At 51.7% G+C, this 21,543-nt stretch carries 15 protein-coding genes; 7 read left to right on the top strand and 8 right to left on the bottom strand.

The window, feature by feature from the left end; translation table 11 throughout:
* The first annotated feature begins 116 nt into the window (after window positions 1-116).
* On the top strand, window positions 117-1,052 hold the full coding sequence (locus EKK48_02170) for a hypothetical protein (protein RTL46164.1): 936 nt from the start codon (window positions 117-119) through the stop codon (window positions 1,050-1,052).
* A 155-nt stretch (window positions 1,053-1,207) separates the two neighbouring features.
* On the opposite strand, the gene aspS is transcribed toward EKK48_02170, so the two are convergent.
* Together aspS and EKK48_02160 are read right to left on the bottom strand one after the other, a co-directional pair.
* Window positions 1,208-2,515: an aspartate--tRNA(Asn) ligase gene (gene aspS / locus EKK48_02165; protein RTL46163.1), complete on the bottom strand. Its 1,308-nt coding sequence runs from the start codon at window positions 2,513-2,515 to the stop codon at window positions 1,208-1,210.
* A gap of 327 nt (window positions 2,516-2,842) precedes the next feature.
* Window positions 2,843-4,198, bottom strand: a complete 1,356-nt coding sequence (locus EKK48_02160) for a hypothetical protein (GenBank protein ID RTL46162.1) — start codon at window positions 4,196-4,198, stop codon at window positions 2,843-2,845.
* Window positions 4,199-4,326: 128 nt separating this feature from the next.
* Between EKK48_02160 and EKK48_02155 the strand changes: the two genes are divergently transcribed.
* Both EKK48_02155 and EKK48_02150 read left to right on the top strand, forming a co-directional pair.
* Window positions 4,327-5,535: a hypothetical protein gene (locus tag EKK48_02155; protein RTL46161.1), complete on the top strand. Its 1,209-nt coding sequence runs from the start codon at window positions 4,327-4,329 to the stop codon at window positions 5,533-5,535.
* Window positions 5,536-5,602: 67 nt separating this feature from the next.
* A complete protein-coding gene (locus tag EKK48_02150; protein ID RTL46160.1) occupies window positions 5,603-6,310 on the top strand; it encodes an alpha/beta hydrolase in 708 nt (235 codons plus the stop codon).
* Here the strand turns inward: EKK48_02150 and EKK48_02145 are convergent.
* Window positions 6,300-8,024: a hypothetical protein gene (locus EKK48_02145; protein ID RTL46159.1), complete on the bottom strand. Its 1,725-nt coding sequence runs from the start codon at window positions 8,022-8,024 to the stop codon at window positions 6,300-6,302. The two genes, EKK48_02150 and EKK48_02145, sit on opposite strands and share 11 nt — an antisense overlap.
* 251 nt (window positions 8,025-8,275) lie before the next feature.
* Window positions 8,276-8,761 carry a YqeG family HAD IIIA-type phosphatase gene (locus tag EKK48_02140; GenBank protein RTL46158.1) on the bottom strand — a complete coding sequence of 162 codons (486 nt, stop codon included), beginning with the start codon at window positions 8,759-8,761 and terminating at the stop codon, window positions 8,276-8,278.
* A 213-nt stretch (window positions 8,762-8,974) separates the two neighbouring features.
* On the opposite strand from EKK48_02140, the gene EKK48_02135 reads away from it, so the two are divergent.
* A complete protein-coding gene (locus tag EKK48_02135; protein RTL46254.1) occupies window positions 8,975-9,751 on the top strand; it encodes an isoprenyl transferase in 777 nt (258 codons plus the stop codon).
* Between the two features lie 112 nt (window positions 9,752-9,863).
* Here the strand turns inward: EKK48_02135 and EKK48_02130 are convergent, their stop codons facing one another.
* The 3 genes from EKK48_02130 to EKK48_02120 form a co-directional block, all read right to left on the bottom strand.
* On the bottom strand, window positions 9,864-11,618 hold the full coding sequence (locus EKK48_02130; GenBank protein ID RTL46157.1) for a hypothetical protein: 1,755 nt from the start codon (window positions 11,616-11,618) through the stop codon (window positions 9,864-9,866).
* A gap of 133 nt (window positions 11,619-11,751) precedes the next feature.
* A complete protein-coding gene (locus EKK48_02125) occupies window positions 11,752-12,123 on the bottom strand; it encodes a hypothetical protein (GenBank protein RTL46156.1) in 372 nt (123 codons plus the stop codon).
* An 80-nt stretch (window positions 12,124-12,203) separates the two neighbouring features.
* Complete coding sequence (locus EKK48_02120) at window positions 12,204-12,851, bottom strand: hypothetical protein (GenBank protein RTL46155.1); 648 nt, start codon at window positions 12,849-12,851, stop codon at window positions 12,204-12,206.
* A 199-nt stretch (window positions 12,852-13,050) separates the two neighbouring features.
* Here EKK48_02120 and mutS point away from each other — a divergent pair, with 199 nt between their 5' ends.
* Both mutS and EKK48_02110 read left to right on the top strand, forming a co-directional pair.
* On the top strand, window positions 13,051-15,663 hold the full coding sequence (gene mutS / locus EKK48_02115) for a DNA mismatch repair protein MutS (GenBank protein ID RTL46154.1): 2,613 nt from the start codon (window positions 13,051-13,053) through the stop codon (window positions 15,661-15,663).
* 13 nt (window positions 15,664-15,676) lie between these two features.
* A complete protein-coding gene (locus EKK48_02110) occupies window positions 15,677-18,247 on the top strand; it encodes a tetratricopeptide repeat protein (protein ID RTL46153.1) in 2,571 nt (856 codons plus the stop codon).
* Between the two features lie 92 nt (window positions 18,248-18,339).
* Here the strand turns inward: EKK48_02110 and EKK48_02105 are convergent, their stop codons facing one another.
* The gene (locus tag EKK48_02105) at window positions 18,340-19,842 is read right to left on the bottom strand and encodes a tetratricopeptide repeat protein (protein ID RTL46152.1); all 1,503 of its coding nucleotides are present in this window, start codon (window positions 19,840-19,842) and stop codon (window positions 18,340-18,342) included.
* 257 nt (window positions 19,843-20,099) lie between these two features.
* On the opposite strand from EKK48_02105, the gene EKK48_02100 reads away from it, so the two are divergent.
* Window positions 20,100-21,494: a TIGR01777 family protein gene (locus EKK48_02100; GenBank protein RTL46151.1), complete on the top strand. Its 1,395-nt coding sequence runs from the start codon at window positions 20,100-20,102 to the stop codon at window positions 21,492-21,494.
* Window positions 21,495-21,543: the final 49 nt, after the last annotated feature.

Genomic DNA, 21,543 nt, shown 5'->3' with positions numbered 1-21,543 from the left:
TGCCGGAATGATCTGAAACTAACGCCGCCGCTGAACAAGACGCGGCCGGCATAACTGCCAGGAAACTTTGATGAACACTGATCGTCAGTAGGTGAGTTGAGAGGTTTTTTTGCGCTATGAGCAAGCCGAGCATTGTAAGTTGTGCGAAAGCTCTGAGCTTGTCTTCGTTTCTCGCGGTGACAGCAGTTTCGGCTGCCAATTCTCCAACCGCTCCATCAACAAATCTGCAAGCTCAAAAGCCTGTTCTAGACATGTCCTTGCCGGCATCTTCATCCGTCCCAACGCAGAGGCGTGTTCCTGCTCCCAGTCTGGATGACCAGAGTGTTGCCGGACCAGACTATGGCAAGCCTCTCGGTGAAACAATCGAACGTGAAGCTGCGGCGCCCGTCTCTGAGCCCTCCAGTGTTGCGTCCGCAGCATCTGTACAAGCCGATGGCGCTACTCTGGCGCCATTTCATCGAGCCAACAATTCATTCGCACCTCTTCGTGGCATGCAGCTGCCGCGTCCGCTGAACATTCCTCGAGATGCGAGCCCGGCGTTGAAAGAGGCTGCCTCAATGATTTCCAATATGTCTGTGGTCTCACCTCATTTAATTCGCGGTGCGCAGCCTACGGTACCGGCGCTATCAGTTTTGAAGTCCGCGGGCGTGAAGACGATCATCAATCTGCGAAATGAACCGATTCTCGTCGCACAAGAAGCCGGAGCTGCAAAACGCGCCGGGCTCAACTACATCAATATTCCGATGGCATTATTCGAAACGCCGACTAAGCAGCAGTTTCAAAAATTCTTGAGCGCAGTCGACAATAATGGTCCCGTATTCGTGCACTGTCAGATGGGCGAAGACCGTACCGGTACAATGGTTGCGGTCTATCGTATGGCTCGAGAGGGCTGGGACGCTAATCGTGCTTATCAGGAGATGACTTCGATGGGCTTCAAGACCTTTCTCGGTTCGCTTAAGGGCGCCGTTTTCGAGTATTCTGCAATGCTGGGGCGCCCGGCACGTCTTCCTGCACCTGATTTCGGCGGTTTCGCTTCCATCTTGAGGCACTAATGCCTGGCCCATGAAGACATGAAGTTCTTGTGCCCTGGTGTTATTGATCACGTCTTGACCGCTGTTGACGTTGTGTCTTTCTGGCAGGCTATGCGCAATGAGCCGATATTCAGAGAATACCGGCTCATCTGCGTGAAACCTCACAACGAAGTGCATTACGGCGTTAGTCGATTTCTGTCTCTCGGAAAGAGGACCGCCAACTTAACTGTCGGTAGCCCGAGAAGCTGCTTGGTCAGCCGTTCCAGTCCGATCGCAAGACCGCCATGTGGTGGCATGCCGTAGCGGAAGCATTGCAAGTAATCGGCGAAATTCTCCGGCTCCAGTCCACGCGATTGCATAGACTCGATCAGTTCGTCGGCTCTGTGCAGGCGCTGCCCGCCCGTTGTTACCTCCAGTCCTTTGTAGAGCAAGTCGAAGCTGTGGCTCAGACCTTCTGCCGTCGGCATGGCGTAAAACGGACGTACGCTGCGAGGGTAGTGCGTCAAATACAAGAGATCCGAATTCTCCTTCTCTGCGAAGTATTGGCACAAGAGTCGCTCACCTTCAGGGTCGAGGTCGGTCGTATCGGCGCTCGGTTTCCAATTCAACTTATTCCGCAGAAGCTCCTGTGCTTCATGCAATTTCAGTTGAGGGATAGTTGAAAATCTGGGCACCGTCGCGCCAAACATCGCTAATTCGGCAGCGCACGTTTCTTCTACATGAGCGAAGATGTGCTGCATCAGCCTGATTTGCATGGCAATCAGGTCTTGTTCGCTCTCGATGAATCCCATCTCGAAGTCCAGGCTGATGTACTCGTTGAGATGCCTGGTTGTGTCGTGTTCTTCGGCACGATAGACCGGACCAATTTCAAACACTCGCTCAAAGGCGCCCACCATCATCTGTTTGTAGAATTGGGGACTTTGCGCAAGAAATGCTTGTTTGCCGAAATAGTCCAGCTTAAACAAGTTGGCACCACCCTCGGTTCCTGTTGAAACAATTTTCGGCGAGTGAATTTCAACGAAATCCTCGCTGGTCAGGAAGTTCGCGAAGGCTCGCCCTATTGCCGCTTGCACCTTGAAGACGGCGCGTACTTTAGGACTTCGCAGGGTCAGAGGACGGTAGTCCAACATCGCTGTTAGAGACAAGGTATCCATTTTCGATTGTTTGGAAATTTCCACCGGCGGCACTTCTGTCGGTCCTGAGAGCAACTCGATCGAGTCAGCGCGAACCTCGACTGGTGCATTCTTCTGAGGCGATTGAACGACGGCGCCTTTGATTACGACGGCGGTTTCTGCAGAAATGCCGCTTGCTTTTGAAATCAATGCTTTGTCATCAAGCACAACTTGAACACAGCCCGTGCGGTCGCGCACGGTGATGAACATCAGGTTGCCCAGGTCTCGAACCGCCTGTGCGTGCCCTTTTAGTTCGACTCTTTCACCAACGTGCAGCTGTATTTGTTGACTTTGAATTTCTACTGTTTGCATGATGACCTCATAAGCAAAAGACCGCAAGCTCTGTGTCTTGCGGTCGGAATATTGTTTGGGGTTTATAACGCCAGCAATCCGACCGCTAGAGGCGGTTATCGTCGCTATTGTTATTATTATTGAATGATGCAGGAGCAACTATGGCTGCCGTTTCTGGCAGCTCGCCGAGTTTTGCGCTAGTGATGTGCACTTTCACAGTTCGGTCCTACATAGATACTCTGCCCCTGAGGGGCGTTCTCGAATACTAGCCTAAGATGCAACCAGACGTCAATGAAATATCTCTTTCATTGCGAAAGAGGGAAGAGTTTTTCTTTCGCAGTGCAACAACTATTCGTGTGCGATTTTATTGCTGGTCTGATCAAACTGCAAAAGGTCGGACAGCATCCAATCGAAAATCTGCTTGGTGCCGGCGCCCGGGTCCATTTCGTCGCGGATCTCTGACGATGCATTCAACGGTCTGTAGCCGTCGATAAAAGTCAAATGGTCGATATTGCGAAAGACTCGAGCCAGGTAGACGTCTGTCGATGCTTTTAGCTTGGGCAATTCGTTTTCGTGTACCAGTGCGGAGCTCGCACAGGCGTCAGGGGGCAAGAAAACTGCGCTCGATACAGGCGTGATACCGTCGTTCAGTTGGTATACGAAATTCGAGCCGGTTTTAGTCCGCACCTTCTTGTCGGCAACTACAGTGCCCATATCGCGGTTAAGCAGCTTCAGCACAGGATGTTCGCGACCAAGGTGCGATGGGATTTTTACCGAGAGCAAGGTGTATGGTGCCGTCAAGGTTGTATCAATTTTGCGTTTCGCGTCAGGCATCATGTACGGGTTGAGGAGATAGCCGCTGTAAGTAATCAGTTTTTTCTTATCAAACGGCTGATTGTTCAAATCGGCCAGCCGTTTGTTGACATCGTTCTCTACAGTTAAATCGCCCTTAGGACCGAACGGCAACAGCGAGCGGAAAGATCCGACGTCTGGAATCGATTGATCTGTGTTGTCCCAGCCAAAATCTCGCACCAGACCATTGTTCTTGTGGAAATAGAATCGATATGCAAGTGAGTGATCTATGCGCGTCCATGGGAAAGAAAGATTCTTATAGACGCTGTATTGCAGCCAGTCCATGCAGAATATGGGTGACCCTCTGAATGGCGTCCCCAATGTGAAAGCAAGTCTGATAGCGTTGTCTGTCGCCTTGTCGTGCATAGCCTCGTAGACTAAGTTGCCGCCTATACTGAGCGCCAGAACGGTTATAGGGCGCTTCTGGCAGGCGTTATAGAGTGTGGCGATAGACTGCTGAAAGTCTGGAATTGAGCGAACCGTGGCGAGCGAGTCATGTCGCATTAAGTAGACTTTGTACCGACTGTCGAATTCCGGACTGCTCGTAAATTTCTTGATAATTTTTGCCCAGCGGAAGGAGCGATAGTACTCCCCTCTCAAACCGTGCACGAAGAGGAATGGAGCGCGGTTCCCCAGCGGCTTATCGTCCCATTGATAGATCTCCGCCCTGGTCGGTCTCTTCTTAAGCGCTTTCTTAACAGGCAGCGTGGGGAATTCGTTTTGAACGAAGCTTAGATTGCTCGAAAGGGCAGGCTGGCTTGCCGCTACAGAAGTAGCTTCTGCATTTGCCGCAGTCGATGGAGCGGCTCCGAATAAGGTGGCGCATGCAAAAGACAAGATCGCGTTGCGCATGGTGGATTTGTTTGCAGAATGGTACATTAGGCTAGGATTTGCATAAATAGGGAACAGAACTAGTGCAGTATCCTACCGTGCCTCGAACAAAATAGCCAGTTGGCTGCATTGGGGATTCTTTAGAAACAATGGCGAAATTCAAGATCGCGTTCTTTTTCTCCGACACTGGGGGCGGGCATCGAAGCGCTACAGAGGCGATCGAAGCAGGCATCAGAGAGATTGCCGCTCATGACGCACTTGGTCACGAATTCGAAATAGTAGCCGAGAACATCGTTGAGCACAGTCACCCGCTTAATCGTAAGTTTGTGGATTTTTATAACTACCTGTTGCGTCACAATCAGCAGGCGATGCAGTGGTACTACTGGTTCATCAACGCCTTCAAGCCGAATGATTCTGAGTTTGGCTACAAGCTCTGCGGGCAGTATGTCGAGAAAGTATTAATTGCGGCAGAACCAGATGTGGTTGTCTCAGTTCATCCGATGACGAATCAGTTCATCGCCCGGGCGCTTCAGGAAACCAAGCTTAATCGCACTTCAAAATTGGTCACCGTCGTTACAGATCCAAATGGTGATTTCTGGCGCGGATGGGCTTGTCCTTCGGCCGATTTGACGATAGTGCCAAACGAACTCGGTCGCCAGCAGTTGATTGCCTGGGGGGTTCCGGCGGAGCGGATCAGAGCACTCGGCATGGCGATCAATCCGGATTTCCTGAAACCTCCATCTATGGGGCGCGAAGAATTCAGGCATCATCTCGGACTTCATCGCGATAGATTGACCGTCTGTATCAATGCCGGATGGGCCGGCGGCGGCAATATGATGGAAATTTATCGAGAGCTTGCTCATGTAAAACGACAGATCCAGGTGATTTTTCTCTGCGGTCACAATCGCACTCTATACGAAAAAGCTAAACGCGAAGCTCGTAAATCTGACATTCCTACTGCAGTGTTGCCGTTTCACGACAAGATCTCTGATTTGATGAGTGCGGTAGATTTGATGGTCACCAAGTCTGGTGGCTTAACGACTTTTGAAGCTGTTGCTAAACGGTTGCCTATGGCGCTGGACATGTTAACTAAGCCGATGCCGCAAGAATTAGGAACAGCTAAGATCTTGATCGAGAATGGACTGGCGCAAGCGGTGCAGCAGAAGCAAGATATCATCAAGATCGTCGAGGAACTCGTTCCCGTCGAAGATCGAACGCAGGTTAAGCTGCCTACTAATTTGTGTCTCGATCGTGCCGGCGCTGTCTATGACATTGCCAGAGCAATCATGAGCTATTGTGATCCGCTCTATCAACCGAATCCCGAGCATCGACCAGTCGTCGAGCGAATCACCCCATAATTTTTCCGTGAAGCTGCACGTAACGACCGCTGGTCACCTAGATTTCAACAAAGGTAACCGCTCGGATGTGATTCTCATTCACGGCACCGGATCTGGTGCTGAGATGTGGAAGCCGCAAGTGGACATGCTGGTGCAAAGGGGATACCGCTGTTTCGTTCCTGATTTGCGTGGTCACGGATTGACCCATGACCCGGGTGAACATACTGACATTGAAGTACATATTGAGGACGTTCTTGAAACGTTTAAGGACTTAGATATTGAGTTTCCCTGTATTTTTATAGGGCATTCGCTGGGCGCAATTATTTCATTGACGCTGGCGGAGCGCCAGCCTGAGCTGTTTCAGCAGGTATTTGCCGTAGGGATGCCCGGTCGAGTATTGCCACCAATATCGATGGCATTCAGGCTGTTTCTGAATTCGCCGTACGAAAAATTGCGCGGCACAGCATTGCATGAAGCTATGTCATGGCGCCCTAAAACTATGATCAGCACTCACCGTAACGCACTCACTCAAATCGTGAACAATTTCGGTCAGCTCGACTATGTTTCCCGCGCATTAGACGTCAAATGCCCCGTGCACTTTGCCGTGGGTCGGTGGGATCCGGTTGCACCCCACTATTTCGTTGAAAAAATGCATCGTGCGCTTCCGGGCTCGACATTGCACGTTTTCGAATGGGCTGGTCACAACATGATGGACCAGTATCCACAACAGTTTAACGACTGGCTTTCGCGCTACTTAAGGGACCACAGAAAATCCGAGACGCACACTAGAGCTTGAGCGCGTCTTTCATCCAGCCCCAGAACCGTTGAGATTTGCCCATCAAGTCGTTGACTTCGAAAGGCGGCTGAGGCACTAATGTTTGCTGTGTTTTGCCGTTAGTTCCCGTGGGTTCGGTCTCACTTGCTTTTGGCATCAGCTTGGCCAGCAGAGACAAATTGTAGAGCAAATCGTCCGGGGTCAAAATATCTGGACGCCGCTGTTTCACGACTTCCTGCGCATCGCGCGGCAGGTATATGGTGCGGCGAACTGTCTGTCCGTCGGCCAGAAACAGTGTCGCTTCGCCGGTCTCTTCCGAGAACATGAAAGCCTCACCCTCTTTCAGAGTGCCCGTGCCGTGATCTGCCAGATAACGTAGTCTCACCGACCATGGATCATCGCTATTTGGTGCAATGATCGGTTTGTAAGGTTTGGGCTCTTCATTCAGTGGAGGTGCAGGTACAGGCTGCGCTGCCACCTCATCTTTGTTCTCGTTGCCGATGTTGTGTGTGTTCAACAGAGTTGAATTTAAATTGGCAAGATTTGGAAATTGGAAGTTGGTTTTGGCTGCGCTTGAAATTGCCGCGTTAGCCAGAGCTGCTACCTTTTCGACAATTTGTCGGGGCTGGTCAGGCTTTTCGAATGTCTCTACTTGTGTTGGAACCACGGGCGGTGGCTCCGGCTTGAGGGGTGGTATGCTTCTGACTATGGCGTCTCCGGGTTTGGAGTCGTCGTCGGCTACGATAGGTGGTGGTGCGGGCGGTGCCTGGTTTTGTTCTTCCTGGCTGGTATCTAGTGCCGTCATGATGCGCGAAAACCAGTTCTTCTTCGCGCGTTTGTGAGATTTTGACGTGCCGTTTCCGGCGCTTTTGTCAGGCTTTGATTCTCCCGGCGGCAAAGACGGAAGATGTGCAGCGTCAAGGTTCGCCGCTTCCTGAACTGTGTCTGCTTTTGAATTTGAATCGCCGCTCCACCCAGCCGAGTCTGATGGTGTGGAGGAGCCATTTTTTTCGTTGTCAGGGAAGAACATTCGCAGCGTATTGGGCAGGGCGTTGGGTAGCTGCGCCACTAAAGAAGCTGCGCTATTGTCGCTTCTTTTGGGCTCCATGATTTGAACTGTGTCTTCTTGAACTTTCTCAGGTTTGGGTTTGCTATTTTTGCGGGATTTTTTTGTGTTGCCCTTCTGTTCAGCTTTGTCTGCGGCTTTGTCGATGGAATTGTCAGATTTGCCAGAATTTCCAACGGTCAGTTTGCCGATGCCTTCAGCGACATTCTCTGGCAAAAGCGTATGCAAGGACTGCAAAACTGTTGATTGAGGTAATTCTTCCTCCTCATTGGTTTTGGGAGCTACGCTGATGCCCAGCGATTGCCCGAGCTGTTGCATTGCTCCTCCGACGTTGCCCTGCTGAATCTGAATGGTGGCAAGTAGGATGCGCCCTTCGTGATAATCCGGCTTCAGGGCAAGAGCTTGTTCTAATGCCGATTGTGCCAGTTTGAGATAGCCTCTTTCTCTGAAGATCAGAGCCTGCTCGTAAAAAGCTTTAGTCAAACGAGGATTTTCTTGAGTGGCTTTGAGAAATTCCACGAGGGCGTGTGACTTGTCGCCCTTCTGTTTGAAGTACATGGCCTTCTGGTAGTGGCTGCTTGGATATGCCGCCCGGGCCTTTTTGCGCAGTGATCGTTTTAGCGGCACCGGCGCACTCTTCGGCAGCGCAACGCTCTTCGGTAGCACCATGTTCGGTGCAGGCGCAATGAGAGTGCCGTTGGCGGCCAGTGATCGTTTGCTTGTTGAGGCTGATGGAGCGCCAAGATCCTGCGCTATAGCGTTTGAACATGCTAGCGCGCACGAAAATGATATGAGGGTATATGTGGTTGGCCTATTCAACGGAATCCCGCATGATTACCGGTTTTCAAACGTCCAGAGAAGCGTTTGCGCAACTCCAAACTAACTCAATCTGAAACTATTTTCAAGCGGAGAGTTTCATCTCACGGCTTGATAAAGCATCTTTCCAGTTTGCGGAAAAAGAGAACGTAAGACGGTTCGTTCATTGTCTTGAGCGGCCAGACGAGGATCGTTTTCATACCGGCGCGGTGACCACCCCAGACATCGGTAAGGGGGCGATCGCCTACGACAACCACCTGGTCTGCGGGCAGTTCGAACTCGTCAAGCACGCGAAGAAACAGTTTCCGACTTGGCTTTGCCGCCCTGCCAAGCACTGTCATGTTGAGATGCTCTTGCACCTTTTGTATATATGGATCGTTCTTGTTGTTGCTGACGACGGCAAGCTTGAAGTTTTCGCGAGCGAGTTCCAGCCATGTGGCGGTTTCGGCTGTAATTTTGCCCGAATGCGGCGCCATGATGGTGCTGTCGAGGTCGAAAATAATGCCTTTGATGCCGTCTCGTGTGAGCTGGTCGAGGTCGATATCGGTGACGTCACCGTCGATTAGATAGGTCGGGCGAAGGAATACCATGCACCAAGAATATTAATTGGCATCGCTAATGTCCAGAGCTGTCGCACCTTGTAAATCGTCGTATTGAGCATGTTGTTGTGCTGGAGGCTCGGGAAGCCTTTTAGATACACGAGTTGAGAGATTCTTTATTCTAGGATTTTTTTGAAACAGTCTGTTCACCAGACAAAGCATGGTTTTGCTGAGCCGGTTACAATGACATCGGAACTAATCGAGATGGGCAGGGGCTTGGCTAAGGCACCATCAAAACAGAAACCTGACAACAAACCCAATGTCGAAAAGGTGCAAGACGGCGGCGCTTTGCCGCTTGACCACGTCGCCATTATTATGGACGGCAACCGACGTTGGGCCGCAGATCGCCATCAGCCTCGCATGATGGGTCACAAAGCGGGCGTAAAGACTTTGAAAGAGCTCGTGCGTCATGTTGGACGGCTGCGTCTCAAGTTTTTGACTGTTTATGCATTCTCGAGTGAAAACTGGCAGCGTAGTAAAGAAGAAGTCGGATTTTTGCTCGACCTCTTTCAAAACGTCCTGGTTACCGAACTCGAGGAATTGTCGGAGAACAATGTGCGGCTGACTTTTCTCGGCGATCTCATGCAATTGCCTGAAAATCTGCAGGCATCGATGCGCCGAGCCATGGAGAAGACCAGCAACAACACAGGTCTGTGCTTGCAAGTAGCGATCAATTATGGCTCTCGTCTGGAAATCACCGAAGCGGTCAAGAAAATTGGTCGCGAGATTGCTGCTGGGCGGCTGCAGGTGGAAGAAATTACAGATGAGTTGATCAGCGCTCACTTATATACGAGCGGAATGCCTGACCCGGCTTTGCTAATTCGGACGGGTGGCGAGATGCGCCTGTCCAATTATTTGTTGTGGCAGGCGGCTTACACTGAGCTGTATGTGACGCCTATTCTCTGGCCGGATTTTACGCCTGAGGCTTTCGATAAGGCTATTGTTGAATTTTGCTCGCGCCAGAGACGCTGGGGCACGTAAACACGCTGGAGACAGCAGCAAGGGGCTGGGCCGGAGCAATACGCGGGACCAGTAGCAAAGGCGCCGGGCCGGTGGCGAGACTCTCGAGCGCGCAGAAAGTCTTGAGCCCTCGTTACTGCTGAGGTGGAGGATAGTAGCCAGCCGGTGGTTGCTGCAGCGGATACTGCGGACCGGGGTAGGCTTGTTGCGGCGGTGCGTATCCTTGAGGGTAGCCACCATACTGCGGTGGAGGTGCATAAACCGGCATCGCAGCAGTCACTTGCATGTTGTCGGTAAGTTTGACCGGTAAGGAAGAGCCCGCTTTGATTTTGATTTCGGAGCCCTTGCGTACGCCGGCTCCCACCAGCCCTACTCCGCCACCAAGGGCGGTGCCAAAGGCGGCTCCCATACCGGTTGAGCGACCTACTTGCCCGCCACCGGTAGCTCCGACGATAGCACCAAGAGCGGTGCCCAGAGCGGCGCCGCCACCGGCACCAACTCCTGTTGTGAGCAGGCTTTTGCCTACGCGTCCGCCGGTAGTGCCTCCGCTCAAGCTGAGAGAGTTTTCGTCGATAGAAGCACTGAGAGGAATTTTGCGACCGTCGGGCGTTTCGACGCTAGTGAATTTGATGTCGATTTTTCCGTTGGCTCCAAATTTGAAACGCTTTGCCGACACCACATTTGTGACGCTGCCAAGCACTTTGCTGCCTGCCGGAACTACTTCCACTCCGCCCTGCAGAATAGGCGCTGCGAGCGTCGCCTCTACCGGTTCACCAACTACAGTTGTTTCGGAGTCGAGACCATTTTTTAGTGTTGCCTGAAACTGTGTGCCGGAAGCGACCGTTGTGACGCGTCCTTGCAGCGGTGCGCCTGGTGGCGGATATGGTGCTGGCTGGGCATAGCCACCTTGCAGCGGTGGATACCCGGGCACAGGCTGTGCATAAGCGCCGGTCTGGTATGGCGCAGCAGGTGGGTATTGCGGCTGGTATTGAGGCGGTGGCAGATACTGTGGTTGAGCCTGGGGTGGATAGATGGGTGGTGGACTGGCAGCTACCTGTTGACTGACTCTCGCCTGGAACTGCTGGGGCGGATAGCCGTAACCATTAGCACCATAAGGAGGAGTGCCGCTGTAGCCTACCTGGGGTGGCATGCCGGCTGCTGTCTGTGTCGGCGGCACTCCATTTGACGGCGGCGCTCCAGCTGCTGGCTGTGGCGTTTCTGCCGCTGCCAGTGCCTGCTCAGTCGTGTCTTGAATAGTCTGATGTGTTACATATTGATTGAGGCGGTAGAGAAGACCGGCAGCTTCGCCTCGCGTACAAATCTTTGTCGCTTCAATCACTTTCGGATTGGGACCAACGATGATTTTCGCTATGGTTGCCTGGGCGATACCAACCTTAGCCCATTCTGGAATTTTGTTCTTGTCTGTATACGTCGAAAGAGTTTTATCTATCGCCGCTTTATCTGGTGTCGGTGCATTCAAGGTGCGGGCGATGATCGAAATCAGATCTGCCCTTTGAATTAGCTGGTTGGGCCGAAATCCATCTGCATAGCCTGATATGTAGTTGTTCTGACGAATGATTTCGATCGGCTTGTAACACCAATCAGTCACTTTCACATCAGCGAAGCTTGGCTTTCCTGACACCGGTTGAGTATCCAGACCCAGGACTTTGACCAGCCAGTAAGCAAAAACAGCTCGCGTAACGGGCTGATTGGGCAAAAATTTGCCGTCTGGCTCGGCGCCGATCACACCTTGATCCGACAACATGTTGATGTATTTTTCGGACCAGATTCCGCTCAGGTCTGTGAAACGGGCAGCTTGAGCCGACTGCGCTATCAAAGAGATGCAAATTGCTGTGGTTATCGACCTGAACAGAAGGGCTGAACGCATTTGCAGTTCTCGCGGCGTGACATGCTTCGACACTGTGCATACTTACAATATACCCAGCAGGTGCGGGTTCATGCTTGATGAGTGATGATCAAGCTGCGACAGTGCGGCATCGATGCGGAATTAGATCTCTGCTCTAGACCATGCGTGAAAGAGACTTGCCCTGCTCTTCCACTGAACGAATCAAGCCTTCCAGATTGATACGCTGACCCTTGGCCGTCAGGACAACGAGGAAATGTCCGTTTGCTTCGTAGAAGTGCAAGATTCCCTGATCGGTGAGCAATGTCATCTGGACGAGATTGCCGCGATTCATACGCTGGATCGAGACGTCATTGTTGGAGAACAGAGTGGCACTGAGAGCACCAATCATATGCACGTCGACTTCTGCAGGCAGCGACGATGAGACGACCGTGCCGTCTTTGGCAACCAGCAGGCAACCTAGAATGCCGTGTTTGCCATTCAGCGAAGTTAGAAGCTGCTGGATTTGCTGGATATCTGACATGTACATTCTCCTGAAACAACTTGTTCGCTGCGTGTCCTCACATATTGTAAGGCCTTGCTCTGCTATTCGTAGGCGTCGGTTTCGAACTAGGGCTTAACGTCTTTGCCTTTGATTTCGACTTCGGTATCGCCCGCTTTCTTGTCTTTGTCCTTATCTTTCTCTTTTTCTTCCGCGATCTTCTTGTCGTCTGGCGCTGCTTTCAGCAGTTTCAGGCGAAGCACGTCGACCCAGGGTTCGTCGAGCGCAGTGCTGAACTCTTTGCCTGTGATCTCAAGCTGGTCGCCATCTTTCAGTTTGGCGAGAAGGGTGTTTTCGGCGTCTTTTTCTTTCGGAATAGGCATCGCCAATTTCAATTCTGATAGCGGAATGTGTGAACCGTCTTTCAAAATCAGGAATGACAAGTGTGTTTTTGCCGGTCTCAACGCAGGCTTGTAATCAAGTGCCAGACTGCTGAAGGCAAAAAAGTTGGCGACGAATTTGACGTTCTTGTTCAGATAATCGTGAGGCTTGTCAACGAGTTGCTCGGCAGTCACGGTCACGACATTTTCAATGACTGGCTCCGGAGCCGGTTTCGTGGTTTTGTCGGCGGCTTTCTCGGGAGTCTTTTCTGCGGGTTTCGCCGGAGCTGGTTTCGCTGCTGGTGCGGGTGCGGCATAGAGTGGAGCTACACCTGTCGCTGCTGCAATCATCGCCACCGTCAATGTGGCCGCACGGAAAGTTTGTTTATTCATCATTTGTCGCCGTAAATAAATGCCTGAGCCATCTTTAATCATCAATGTTTTTGATATGCCTCATCGATATGCCTGAACCTTTCATATTACCAGAAGCTTATTATCGAAGCCGCGTTTCAGACTGTAATATTGAGCCTTGTGTCCGAGTCTGTCTTGCCTGAAGCAGCGGGGCGCTAAGAAGTTTCAAGTAGAGGATAGCAACGTGCCAGACGAGCCTGCAGCCAGCGCGCAGCTTTCGCCATTAATGCGTCAGTATTGGGATATTAAGTCGCAGAATACCGATGCGCTTTTATTTTTCAGAGTAGGCGATTTCTATGAGATGTTCGATGCCGATGCGCACGTCGCCTCTCGCGAACTCGACATTACTCTGACCAGTCGTCCTGAACCGAGCTATCCCAATGGCCGAATGCCAATGGCGGGTGTTCCTGCCAGAGCTGCCGATCTGTACCTGGGGCGCCTGGTTGCAAAGGGTTATTCGGTAGCTATCTGTGAGCAGGTAGGAATTGTCGGGGCGGAGAAAGGTCCTGTCGAGCGCCAGGTGACTCGAATATTGACACCAGGGACGGTGCTGGAGTCGCATTTGCTGCCGCAGCGCGAGAACAACTATTTGCTCTCCCTCGTCAAGGGCGGCGATTTGTGGGGATTGGCTTGTGTTGACGCTTCCTGCGGTGAGTTCTTCGTCACACAGCTGAGCGAAGAGCAATTGATTTTAGAAGTTGGACGCCTGGAACCAAAGGAAATTTTGGTGGCCAAGAAAATGGTCAAGCCTGGTCCAAATGAAGTGATGCCGCGTGAAGTGCTGGAAGTTCCTCAGTCTCTGCTTGCTTCTTCGTATCGATTCACCGGGCGTCCAGGCATGTTCTTTCAGTTCGAGCCTGCGCAAAGACGTATTTTGCAGACATTCGGAGTTGCCACGCTGGAGGGCTTTGGCTGTCAATCTCTGCCTCTTGCTGTCAGTGCCGCCGGTGCCGCGCTTGAGTATCTCGAAAAGACACAAGCGGCCGAGATGCCTAAATTCGCCGGTATTTCTGCCTATACGACAGATGGACATCTGACTCTCGACAGCAATACCAGGCGAAATTTGGAATTGACTGAGACTTCGCGAGATCGTGGATTTGACGGCAGTTTGCTGTGGACTCTCGACCAGACCCGATCCGGCATGGGCAGTCGTATGTTGCGCAAATGGCTGCTTAAACCGCTTTACTCGGTGCCCGCCATCTGGGAACGTCAAGATGCCGTTGCCGAACTTTCGCGCAATGCCCAGCAACGTGACGAAATAGGTAATGCTCTCGCCAGGTTGTCTGATGTGGAGCGTCTTTCGGTCAAGCTCACATCCGCTACGGTCTGCCCGCGCGATTTGATGGCAATTCAGTGTTCAATCGACGCGCTCGAGCCAATCAGCAAGGCTGTCAAAGATTCATCCAATCCATATTTGAGCTCACTGCAGGCGGTGCCGGCCAAACTGACTGAGCTGGCTGGTCTCATTTCACGTGCCATTGCGCCTGAACCTCCGCGCGAACTGACTGAAGGCGGTATATTTGCTGATGGTTACAATGCGGAAATCGATGAAATTCGCGCCTTGCTGGGTGGTGGCAAACAGTGGATTGAAGACTTCCAGCGCCAGGAGCAGGAACGCACCGGCATCAAGAGTTTGAAGGTGAACTTCAACCGCAACTTCGGCTATTTCATTGAAATCACCAATTCCAACAAACAGAACGCTCCTGCTGATTACATTCGCAAGCAGACTCTGACTAATGCCGAGCGTTTCATAACGCCCGAGCTGAAAGAGTATGAAGCGAAGATTCTCAATGCCGAGAAAAATCAGAATGATGTTGAATACAAGCTGTTCTTGGAATTCAGGCAAAGTCTCGTGCAATACGGGCAGGAATTGCTGCACTACGCAACTCGCCTGGCCAGTCTTGATGCGCTTCTTTCACTGGCGCAAGTGGCCGTTGAGCGCAAGTACGTGCGACCTACCGTGGACGATTCGCTTACGCTCGATATCAAGCAAGGGCGTCACCCTGTGCTCGAAAAGATTCTGCCGATGGGTAAGTATGTCGCTAACGACACGCGTCTCGAGGGCGACAGCGAAGATCATCAATTGATCATTCTCACCGGGCCTAATATGTCCGGTAAATCGAGCTTGCTGCGCCAGGTTGCGCACATTGTCATTCTTTCGCAGATGGGCTCATTTGTGCCTGCTGAATCAGCGCACGTGGGAGTCGTCGATCGTATCTTCACTCGCATCGGTGCGGTGGATGATTTGACTCAGGGCCAGTCGACATTCCTTGTAGAAATGGCTGAGACGACGCAGTGCTGCCTCTCTGCAACGCCGCGTTCGCTCATCTTGTTGGACGAAGTCGGGCGTGGTACGAGCACATATGATGGTGTCGCGATCGCCTGGTCAGTGGCTGAATATCTTGCTCGCGACGTGCGGGCACGCACTATTTTCGCCACGCATTATCATGAGCTAAACGGGTTGGCGAGTTTCTTTCCGCAGATTGAGAACTATCAGGTACTTGTGCGTGAGCTGGATGGACACGTTGAATTCATTCGATCGGTCGTACCGGGTGGGGCAAGCCGCAGCTACGGAGTGCAGGTTGCTCGCATGGCTGGTTTGCCTGCCAGTGTCATCGATCGTGCTCAATATCTGATGGGTCAGATGGAGAAGAAGGGCGCCGCTGCAAAAATTCTCGATGGACCGAAATTCCGCAATATTCCCATGGATGAAGTGATGCAACTATCGCTTTTCGAGCCAAAAGCAAGCGATAGGGTGGATAATGTGGCATTAATGAGTGGTGTGGAAGAAAAATAGTGCTGAGGGCTAGATGACTTCAAATGAACTAAGCAGCAATCGTTTGATCGCGAGGGCTTTAAGTTATGTCTTGACGGTTGCGACGCTGGGCAGTTGTCTGCAACCGCTCGCTGTTTATGCTAAAGATGAGCCTGCTGCGCCGACTGCACAGACAAGTGCAAGTCAGTCCGGCGATAGTTCCGATAAGAAGTCTAAGAAGAAGCATAAGTCGGATTCTGCTCAGAAGTCTGATAAGAATGACAGCTCCGAGACGAAAGACAAGCCCGAGACGACAGGCAAGTCCGAGAAGAAAGACAAGAAAGAAAAGTCTGCAAAGAAAGAAAAGTCCAACAAAAAGAAGACTGCAAAACACTCCAAGTCTGCACCATCCAGCACCGGACTTGACCAGCAAACGTTGAGTCTGATCAACCGTGGAGAATGGAAAGCGGCAGCCGAGCGACTCGAGACAATTGCTGCCGCACGTACCGAGATTGGCAAGCCCGAATCGTGGCTTGCTTTCGCTTACATGTTCTTAGGCAAATGCGATCCGCTCAAAGAACTGGCCAAGAAGGCTGGTATATCAGACAATCCGGATGCCCCCAGACCGGATAATATTCACGCCGTCGAGATCAAAGCCTACAATGAAATGTGTCAGCAGAAGCTTGATCTGGCCGACAAAACTTTGCAGAACATACCTGACACTTATGCCAACGATCCGACTGTGTTTTTCGCTCTGGCAGCCGTTTCCGGTAAGCAGGGTAAAGCATCGAATGCCATTGATTACACCAGGCAATGCGTCGATCTGGCACCTGACTTTGCCTGGGGCTATCGCACCATAGGCTTTTTGGAACAGCGCTTTATCAAAGACAACAAAAAGGCTGATGAAGCTTTCGCCAGGGCTTTTGAAATCGAACCTAATTTGAAAGAGGCGGCTGAAACGCTCATTGATTTGCGCCTTTCCAATAACAACTTTGATGGTGCGCTTGATGTTGCCGAGAAGGCTCTTCAAGCTAATCCAAATGAAGCATCAAATTATTATCGTATCGCTCAGATCTTTATTCAGCAGTGGCGTTTGCGGGAAGCTCTGGACGAGTTGCAGAGCGCCATTTCAATTGACCCCAACGACCCGCGCTTTTATCGCAGTCGTGCTTCGATAAAACGTTTTCAGGGTGATCTGAGCGGTGCCATCGCCGATCAGACTAAGGCTGTTGAATTCGGTAAAGATAAGGCTTTCGAGTTAGTTGAGCTGGCAAACATGAACTTGCTTGCTGGAAATAAGACGCCTGCCATTGCAAATTTGCAAGAGGCGTTCAAAATCGATCCCAAGAATTTGAACACTCGAGATAAGCTTGCCACGCTGCTCATGAGCGAGAAACGCTATGAAGATCTGGCAGCTTTGTATAAGCAGGAAATTGCCCAAAATCCTAAGGACGCAAAATTGCATCTTGGCTATGCGAACACTCTTGCTTTGATGGATCGCCTTGATGAAGCCGTGAAGGAGTTCGTCGCTGCTTCCAACCTCGATCCTCTCGATCCTGAACCGCATCGCTCCGTGGGCTCGCTGCGTATTAAACAGCGAGATTATTCTGCTGCGGCTGAGGAGTTCAAGAAGGCGCTCAGCATCAATCCTTCTGTCTCCGACCTGGTTGCGCTCGGTTACTGCTATGCCTTGAACCATGATTATGTCGAAGCGGAAACGGCACTTGTCACATCGCTGGCGTTGCAGCAATTGACGCAGGCGAATACACCAAACGCGGTGCCGACTCGTATTCAAATCAATCGCTCCCTTGCCGATCTGTGGTTGACAGAAGGACGCTACAGTGACTCAGTGGTAAGTTTTGAAGCGATTTATGCGACGACGAAGAATACTTCTGACGGACCAATGGACAATTTCGCCTTGTCTGAGGCCAAGGCATTGCGTGACCGCACCGCCAGCGCAGCAGACGCCCTTATATCCGCGTATGGTGCATTGAATGATAAGCAAAAGGCAGACAACAAGAACGCTGTAGTGGCAACTCTGCTCAAGCTGGAAAAAGTTCAAAACGCTCTTGCCATTGCCGGTGATTCCGAAACCGACGACCCGAATCTTAATTTGAGTCTGGCCAAAGCGGCTCGGTTGTCCAAAGATTACAGCAAGGCGGAAGCGATTGCATCGCGTGTGGTGGCATCGAGTAAAGTCACGGCTGAGCAAAAATCAGCCGCACAGGAAGAACTGGCCCAGATAGCGCTGGCGCAGGGAAACATCGACAAGGCTGATGAACTGGCTCGCAAAGCGGTGGAAAGTTTTTCGAAGAATTACGAAGCATACGAAACTATCGGTCGCGTTTTTATGAAGAAGAACGACTATAAGGGCGCTATCGATTCCGCTCTAACAGCCTCCAAGCGTAACCCGTACTACGCTAACGCGCTGATTTTGCTGGGCGATGCTCAATTGGCGTCAGGCAATACGAAGGAAGCATCTGCGACGTATCGCAAGGCTTCTGAGCTGTACCCGGGTTTGCTCGAAGCGCATAAATCATTGTTGCAGACTCTGGTCAAGCTTTCGATGAAAGAGGAAGCTCGTAAGGAAGAAGAACAGATTGCTCAGATGGAAAAGCAGCACTGAAAAGGCAGCAGCACTGAACAAACAGCAGCACTGAACAGGTAGCAGCACTGAACAAACAGCAGCGTTGAATCGGAAGCAGTATTGACCGAGCTTTAAGGGCGGCTGACTTTCTCTTTGATCCAACGAGCGCTGGACTTCATATGTTCCGCTTCCGCTTCGCGGTAGGTAAGCGAGAGCAGAGTGCCGTAGCCCTCAAGTGATTGTGCTACGTCTGGATGGTTCGGCCCGAGCACTTTCTGTCTGATTGCCAAAGCTCGCTGGTAGAGTGGTTCCGCCAGGTCGTAGCGGGCATCGAATCGCAGTGTTTCAGCGATATAGTGCAAACAAGTTGCCACTTCGGGATGATCTGGTCCGTATTCTTGCTCCCGCACATCGAGCAATGTGCGCCACATCGCTTCTGATTCTTTGTATTTACCTTGTTGGAATGTTGCGATAGCCAGGTTGTACAGGCAATCGTTGATGTCGTTGGGACTGGCCAGCGTCTTCTCTTTGAGCGTCTTCAGTCTGCGCCAGAATGGTTCTGCTTTGGCATATCTGCCGCTGCGTTGATAAAGCATGGCCAGATTCAAAACCGCAGTTTGCACATCAGGATGTTCGGGCGAGAGTGTCTTTTCACAAATGGTCAGGGCTTCTTTATACAGCGATTCCGCCTGGGCAAATTTTTGCTGCGCCTGATAGACCATGGCGAGATTGGAAATGTATCCGGCAATTTGTGGATTTTGCCGCCCCAGAGAGCGTTCCTTCATCGTCAAGATGCGCTTGTACAGTCGCTCTGCCTCATCAAGCCTGCCTTGATGGAAGTGAAATATCGCCAACTGTTCCAGTGAGTTGACCACATCCGGATGAGTCGGGCCCAGATTGATTTCTTTGATGGCAACAAGCTGCTGATAATAAGGAGCTGCCTGTCCTTCTTTTCCTTGAGCTTTGAGCACTGCAACCAGATTGTTGAGCGTGTCGGAGAGATCGGAGCTTTCCGCTCCCAGTGCCGCTTCAAGAGTGGTCAGGGCGCGCTCGTATAAGAGTTCCGCCTCGCTAAATTTATTCTGCTCGTGATAGAGACCAGCCAGATGATTCAGGCTCACGCCGACGTCTTGATGGTCCGAGCCGAGAGCTTTTTCCATGATTAAAAGGGCACGTTTGAATACCTGTTCAGATTCCTGATATTTGCGCTGTGCTTTCAGCAGAAGGGCGAGGTTGTTTAAGCTGGTTGCCACTTCCGGGTGGTCTTCGCCCAATACGTTTTCATAAATGGCGGTCAGTTGACGGCAAAGTGGTTCGGCTTCAGCGTGCTTTTCCTGGAAGAAGTAAAGAGCGGAGAGGTTGTTCAGGCTTGCCACAATCTCTTCATGTTCAGGCTCCAGCGTGCGTTCGCGGATAGTCAGTGAGCGCTGATAGAGCGGCTCCGCTTTGTCATATTTGCCCTGCTCAAAAAATACTTCAGCGAGATTGTCCAGGCTGAGCGCCAATTTCATGTCATCGCCCAGGGTCTCGGCTTCCATGACGGCGGCGTGCATGAAGTTTTCAGCGTCGCTGAACCGCCCCTCCTGGAACGCGGTGGCGCCGAGTTCGACGTACTCTTCCCAATTTTTGCTCATAGTCACCGTAGAAACAAAGACCTAATAACCTAAATGCCCGGTTCTCGACGAAATTATTCCCAGAGCCTTGGGCACTCAGCCGGGCGGCAGTCGCGCCCCATACCAGCCTGATGTGGACCTGGAGGTGCTCACACGCAGTGCGTGCGCCATCAGGATAGATTCTGGCATATTTCGCAGCGCTTGCCATCTGTTTTTGCAGAACTGATTCGCCTTTCGACGAAAATGGCACCATTTTTAGTTGTTGCTACACTTGCATTGTGAGTCGAGAAACATTTGTCTTTAAATCGTTGATACCGGCGCCCGCCCGGGAAGTTTTCAATTGGCACAAGCGGCAGGGCGCTTTTGAACGGCTGTCACCGCCATGGGTCGACTGCAAAATTCTCAGCCGCAGTGGCGGCATTGAAAACGGTGCGCAGGTCACCCTTTTAATCTCCAATGGACCGATAACTGTCAAGTGGTCGCTCGAGCATAAAGATTACGTGGAAGGGCGTCAGTTTTGCGACTTCCAAAGGGAAGGTCCATTCGCGTTCTGGCAACAAATTCACCGTGTTGTGCCTGAGACCGACACCTCGTGCTATCTGGAAGACATCGTTGAATACGAGCTGCCTGCCGGTGGACTGGGTGATCTTGCTGGTGGGCGTATCATTCATCATGAACTGGAGAGTCTGTTCAATTACCGCCATCGCACGCTCATTCAAGATCTTGTCTATGCCCGAGAGGCGAACATCAGACCGATTCGAGTGCTTGTCTCGGGCTCCACAGGTCTGATTGGCTCTGCGCTCGTGCCTTATCTGACGTCTCAGGGGCATGAGGTGGCACGACTGCTTCGACCGGGAACGGTCGTGCCCGACACTGACCACAACGAGCGGATTCGCTGGGACCCCTATGAACCCAAAGTCGACACCAGATTGTTGGAAGGTTTTGATGCCGTTGTGCATCTTGCCGGAGACAATATCGCTTCAGAGCGCTGGACTGATGCGAAGAAAAAGAAAATGATTTACAGCCGGCTGAAGCCGACTCAGTTTCTCTGTCAAGCTCTGAACTCTCTCAATAAACCACCGGCGGTGCTCGTGGCTGCATCGGCGATCGGCATTTACGGCGATCGAGGGCTTGAGGACCTTACAGAGGAGAGTCCGCACGGTGAGGGCTTCCTGGCTGATACCTGTGTTCAGTGGGAGGCGGCCGCGAGGGGCGTGGATACTGACGTGCGTCTGGTCAACCTGCGGCTCGGGGTTGTGCTCACACCCAGAGGTGGGGCGTTGCAGAAAATGCTCTTACCTTTCCAGATGGGTGGCGGCGGTCCGATCGGCACGGGGCAACAGTTCTTCAGCTGGATTGATATTGACGATGTTCTCGGTTCTATCTTTCACTCGATTGTCACCGGCACCGTATCTGGTCCTGTAAACGCAGTTGCACCGTATCCGGTGCAGAATGCAGATTATGCAAAAGTGCTCGGCAAAATCATTGGGCGTCCTGCAATCGTTCCAATGCCTGCTTTTGCTGCTCGTACAATGTTTGGTCAGATGGCCGATGAATGTCTACTTGCCAGTCAGAGAGTGTTGCCTGTGAAGCTTACAGAAACGGGATATGAGTTTCGTTATCCATACCTGGAAAAGTCTCTCCGTCACGTGCTGGGCAAATTCGCCGACTAGTTTCTGGTGATTGAAACTCGTGTCAAAAGGGAGCCACAATTACTGTGGC

The organism is Candidatus Melainabacteria bacterium, from assembly GCA_003963305.1.
In the GTDB taxonomy this organism is placed as follows: Bacteria; Cyanobacteriota; Vampirovibrionia; order Obscuribacterales; family Obscuribacteraceae; genus PALSA-1081.
This window is presented reverse-complemented; position numbering and strand designations above follow the sequence as displayed.

What these genes read in the sequence shown, in the direction of transcription:
- EKK48_02120 (RTL46155.1), bottom strand. Translation starts at nt 12,851, where the DNA reads ATGATGAATAAACAAACTTTCCGTGCGGCCACATTGACGGTGGCGATG.
- EKK48_02145 (RTL46159.1), bottom strand. Translation starts at nt 8,024, where the DNA reads ATGGTGCTACCGAAGAGCGTTGCGCTGCCGAAGAGTGCGCCGGTGCCG.
- EKK48_02130 (RTL46157.1), bottom strand. Translation starts at nt 11,618, where the DNA reads ATGCGTTCAGCCCTTCTGTTCAGGTCGATAACCACAGCAATTTGCATC.
- EKK48_02110 (RTL46153.1), top strand. Translation starts at nt 15,677, where the DNA reads ATGACTTCAAATGAACTAAGCAGCAATCGTTTGATCGCGAGGGCTTTA.
- EKK48_02140 (RTL46158.1), bottom strand. Translation starts at nt 8,761, where the DNA reads ATGGTATTCCTTCGCCCGACCTATCTAATCGACGGTGACGTCACCGAT.
- EKK48_02135 (RTL46254.1), top strand. Translation starts at nt 8,975, where the DNA reads ATGGGCAGGGGCTTGGCTAAGGCACCATCAAAACAGAAACCTGACAAC.
- EKK48_02155 (RTL46161.1), top strand. Translation starts at nt 4,327, where the DNA reads ATGGCGAAATTCAAGATCGCGTTCTTTTTCTCCGACACTGGGGGCGGG.
- EKK48_02170 (RTL46164.1), top strand. Translation starts at nt 117, where the DNA reads ATGAGCAAGCCGAGCATTGTAAGTTGTGCGAAAGCTCTGAGCTTGTCT.
- EKK48_02105 (RTL46152.1), bottom strand. Translation starts at nt 19,842, where the DNA reads ATGAGCAAAAATTGGGAAGAGTACGTCGAACTCGGCGCCACCGCGTTC.
- EKK48_02125 (RTL46156.1), bottom strand. Translation starts at nt 12,123, where the DNA reads ATGTACATGTCAGATATCCAGCAAATCCAGCAGCTTCTAACTTCGCTG.
- EKK48_02160 (RTL46162.1), bottom strand. Translation starts at nt 4,198, where the DNA reads ATGCGCAACGCGATCTTGTCTTTTGCATGCGCCACCTTATTCGGAGCC.
- aspS (RTL46163.1), bottom strand. Translation starts at nt 2,515, where the DNA reads ATGCAAACAGTAGAAATTCAAAGTCAACAAATACAGCTGCACGTTGGT.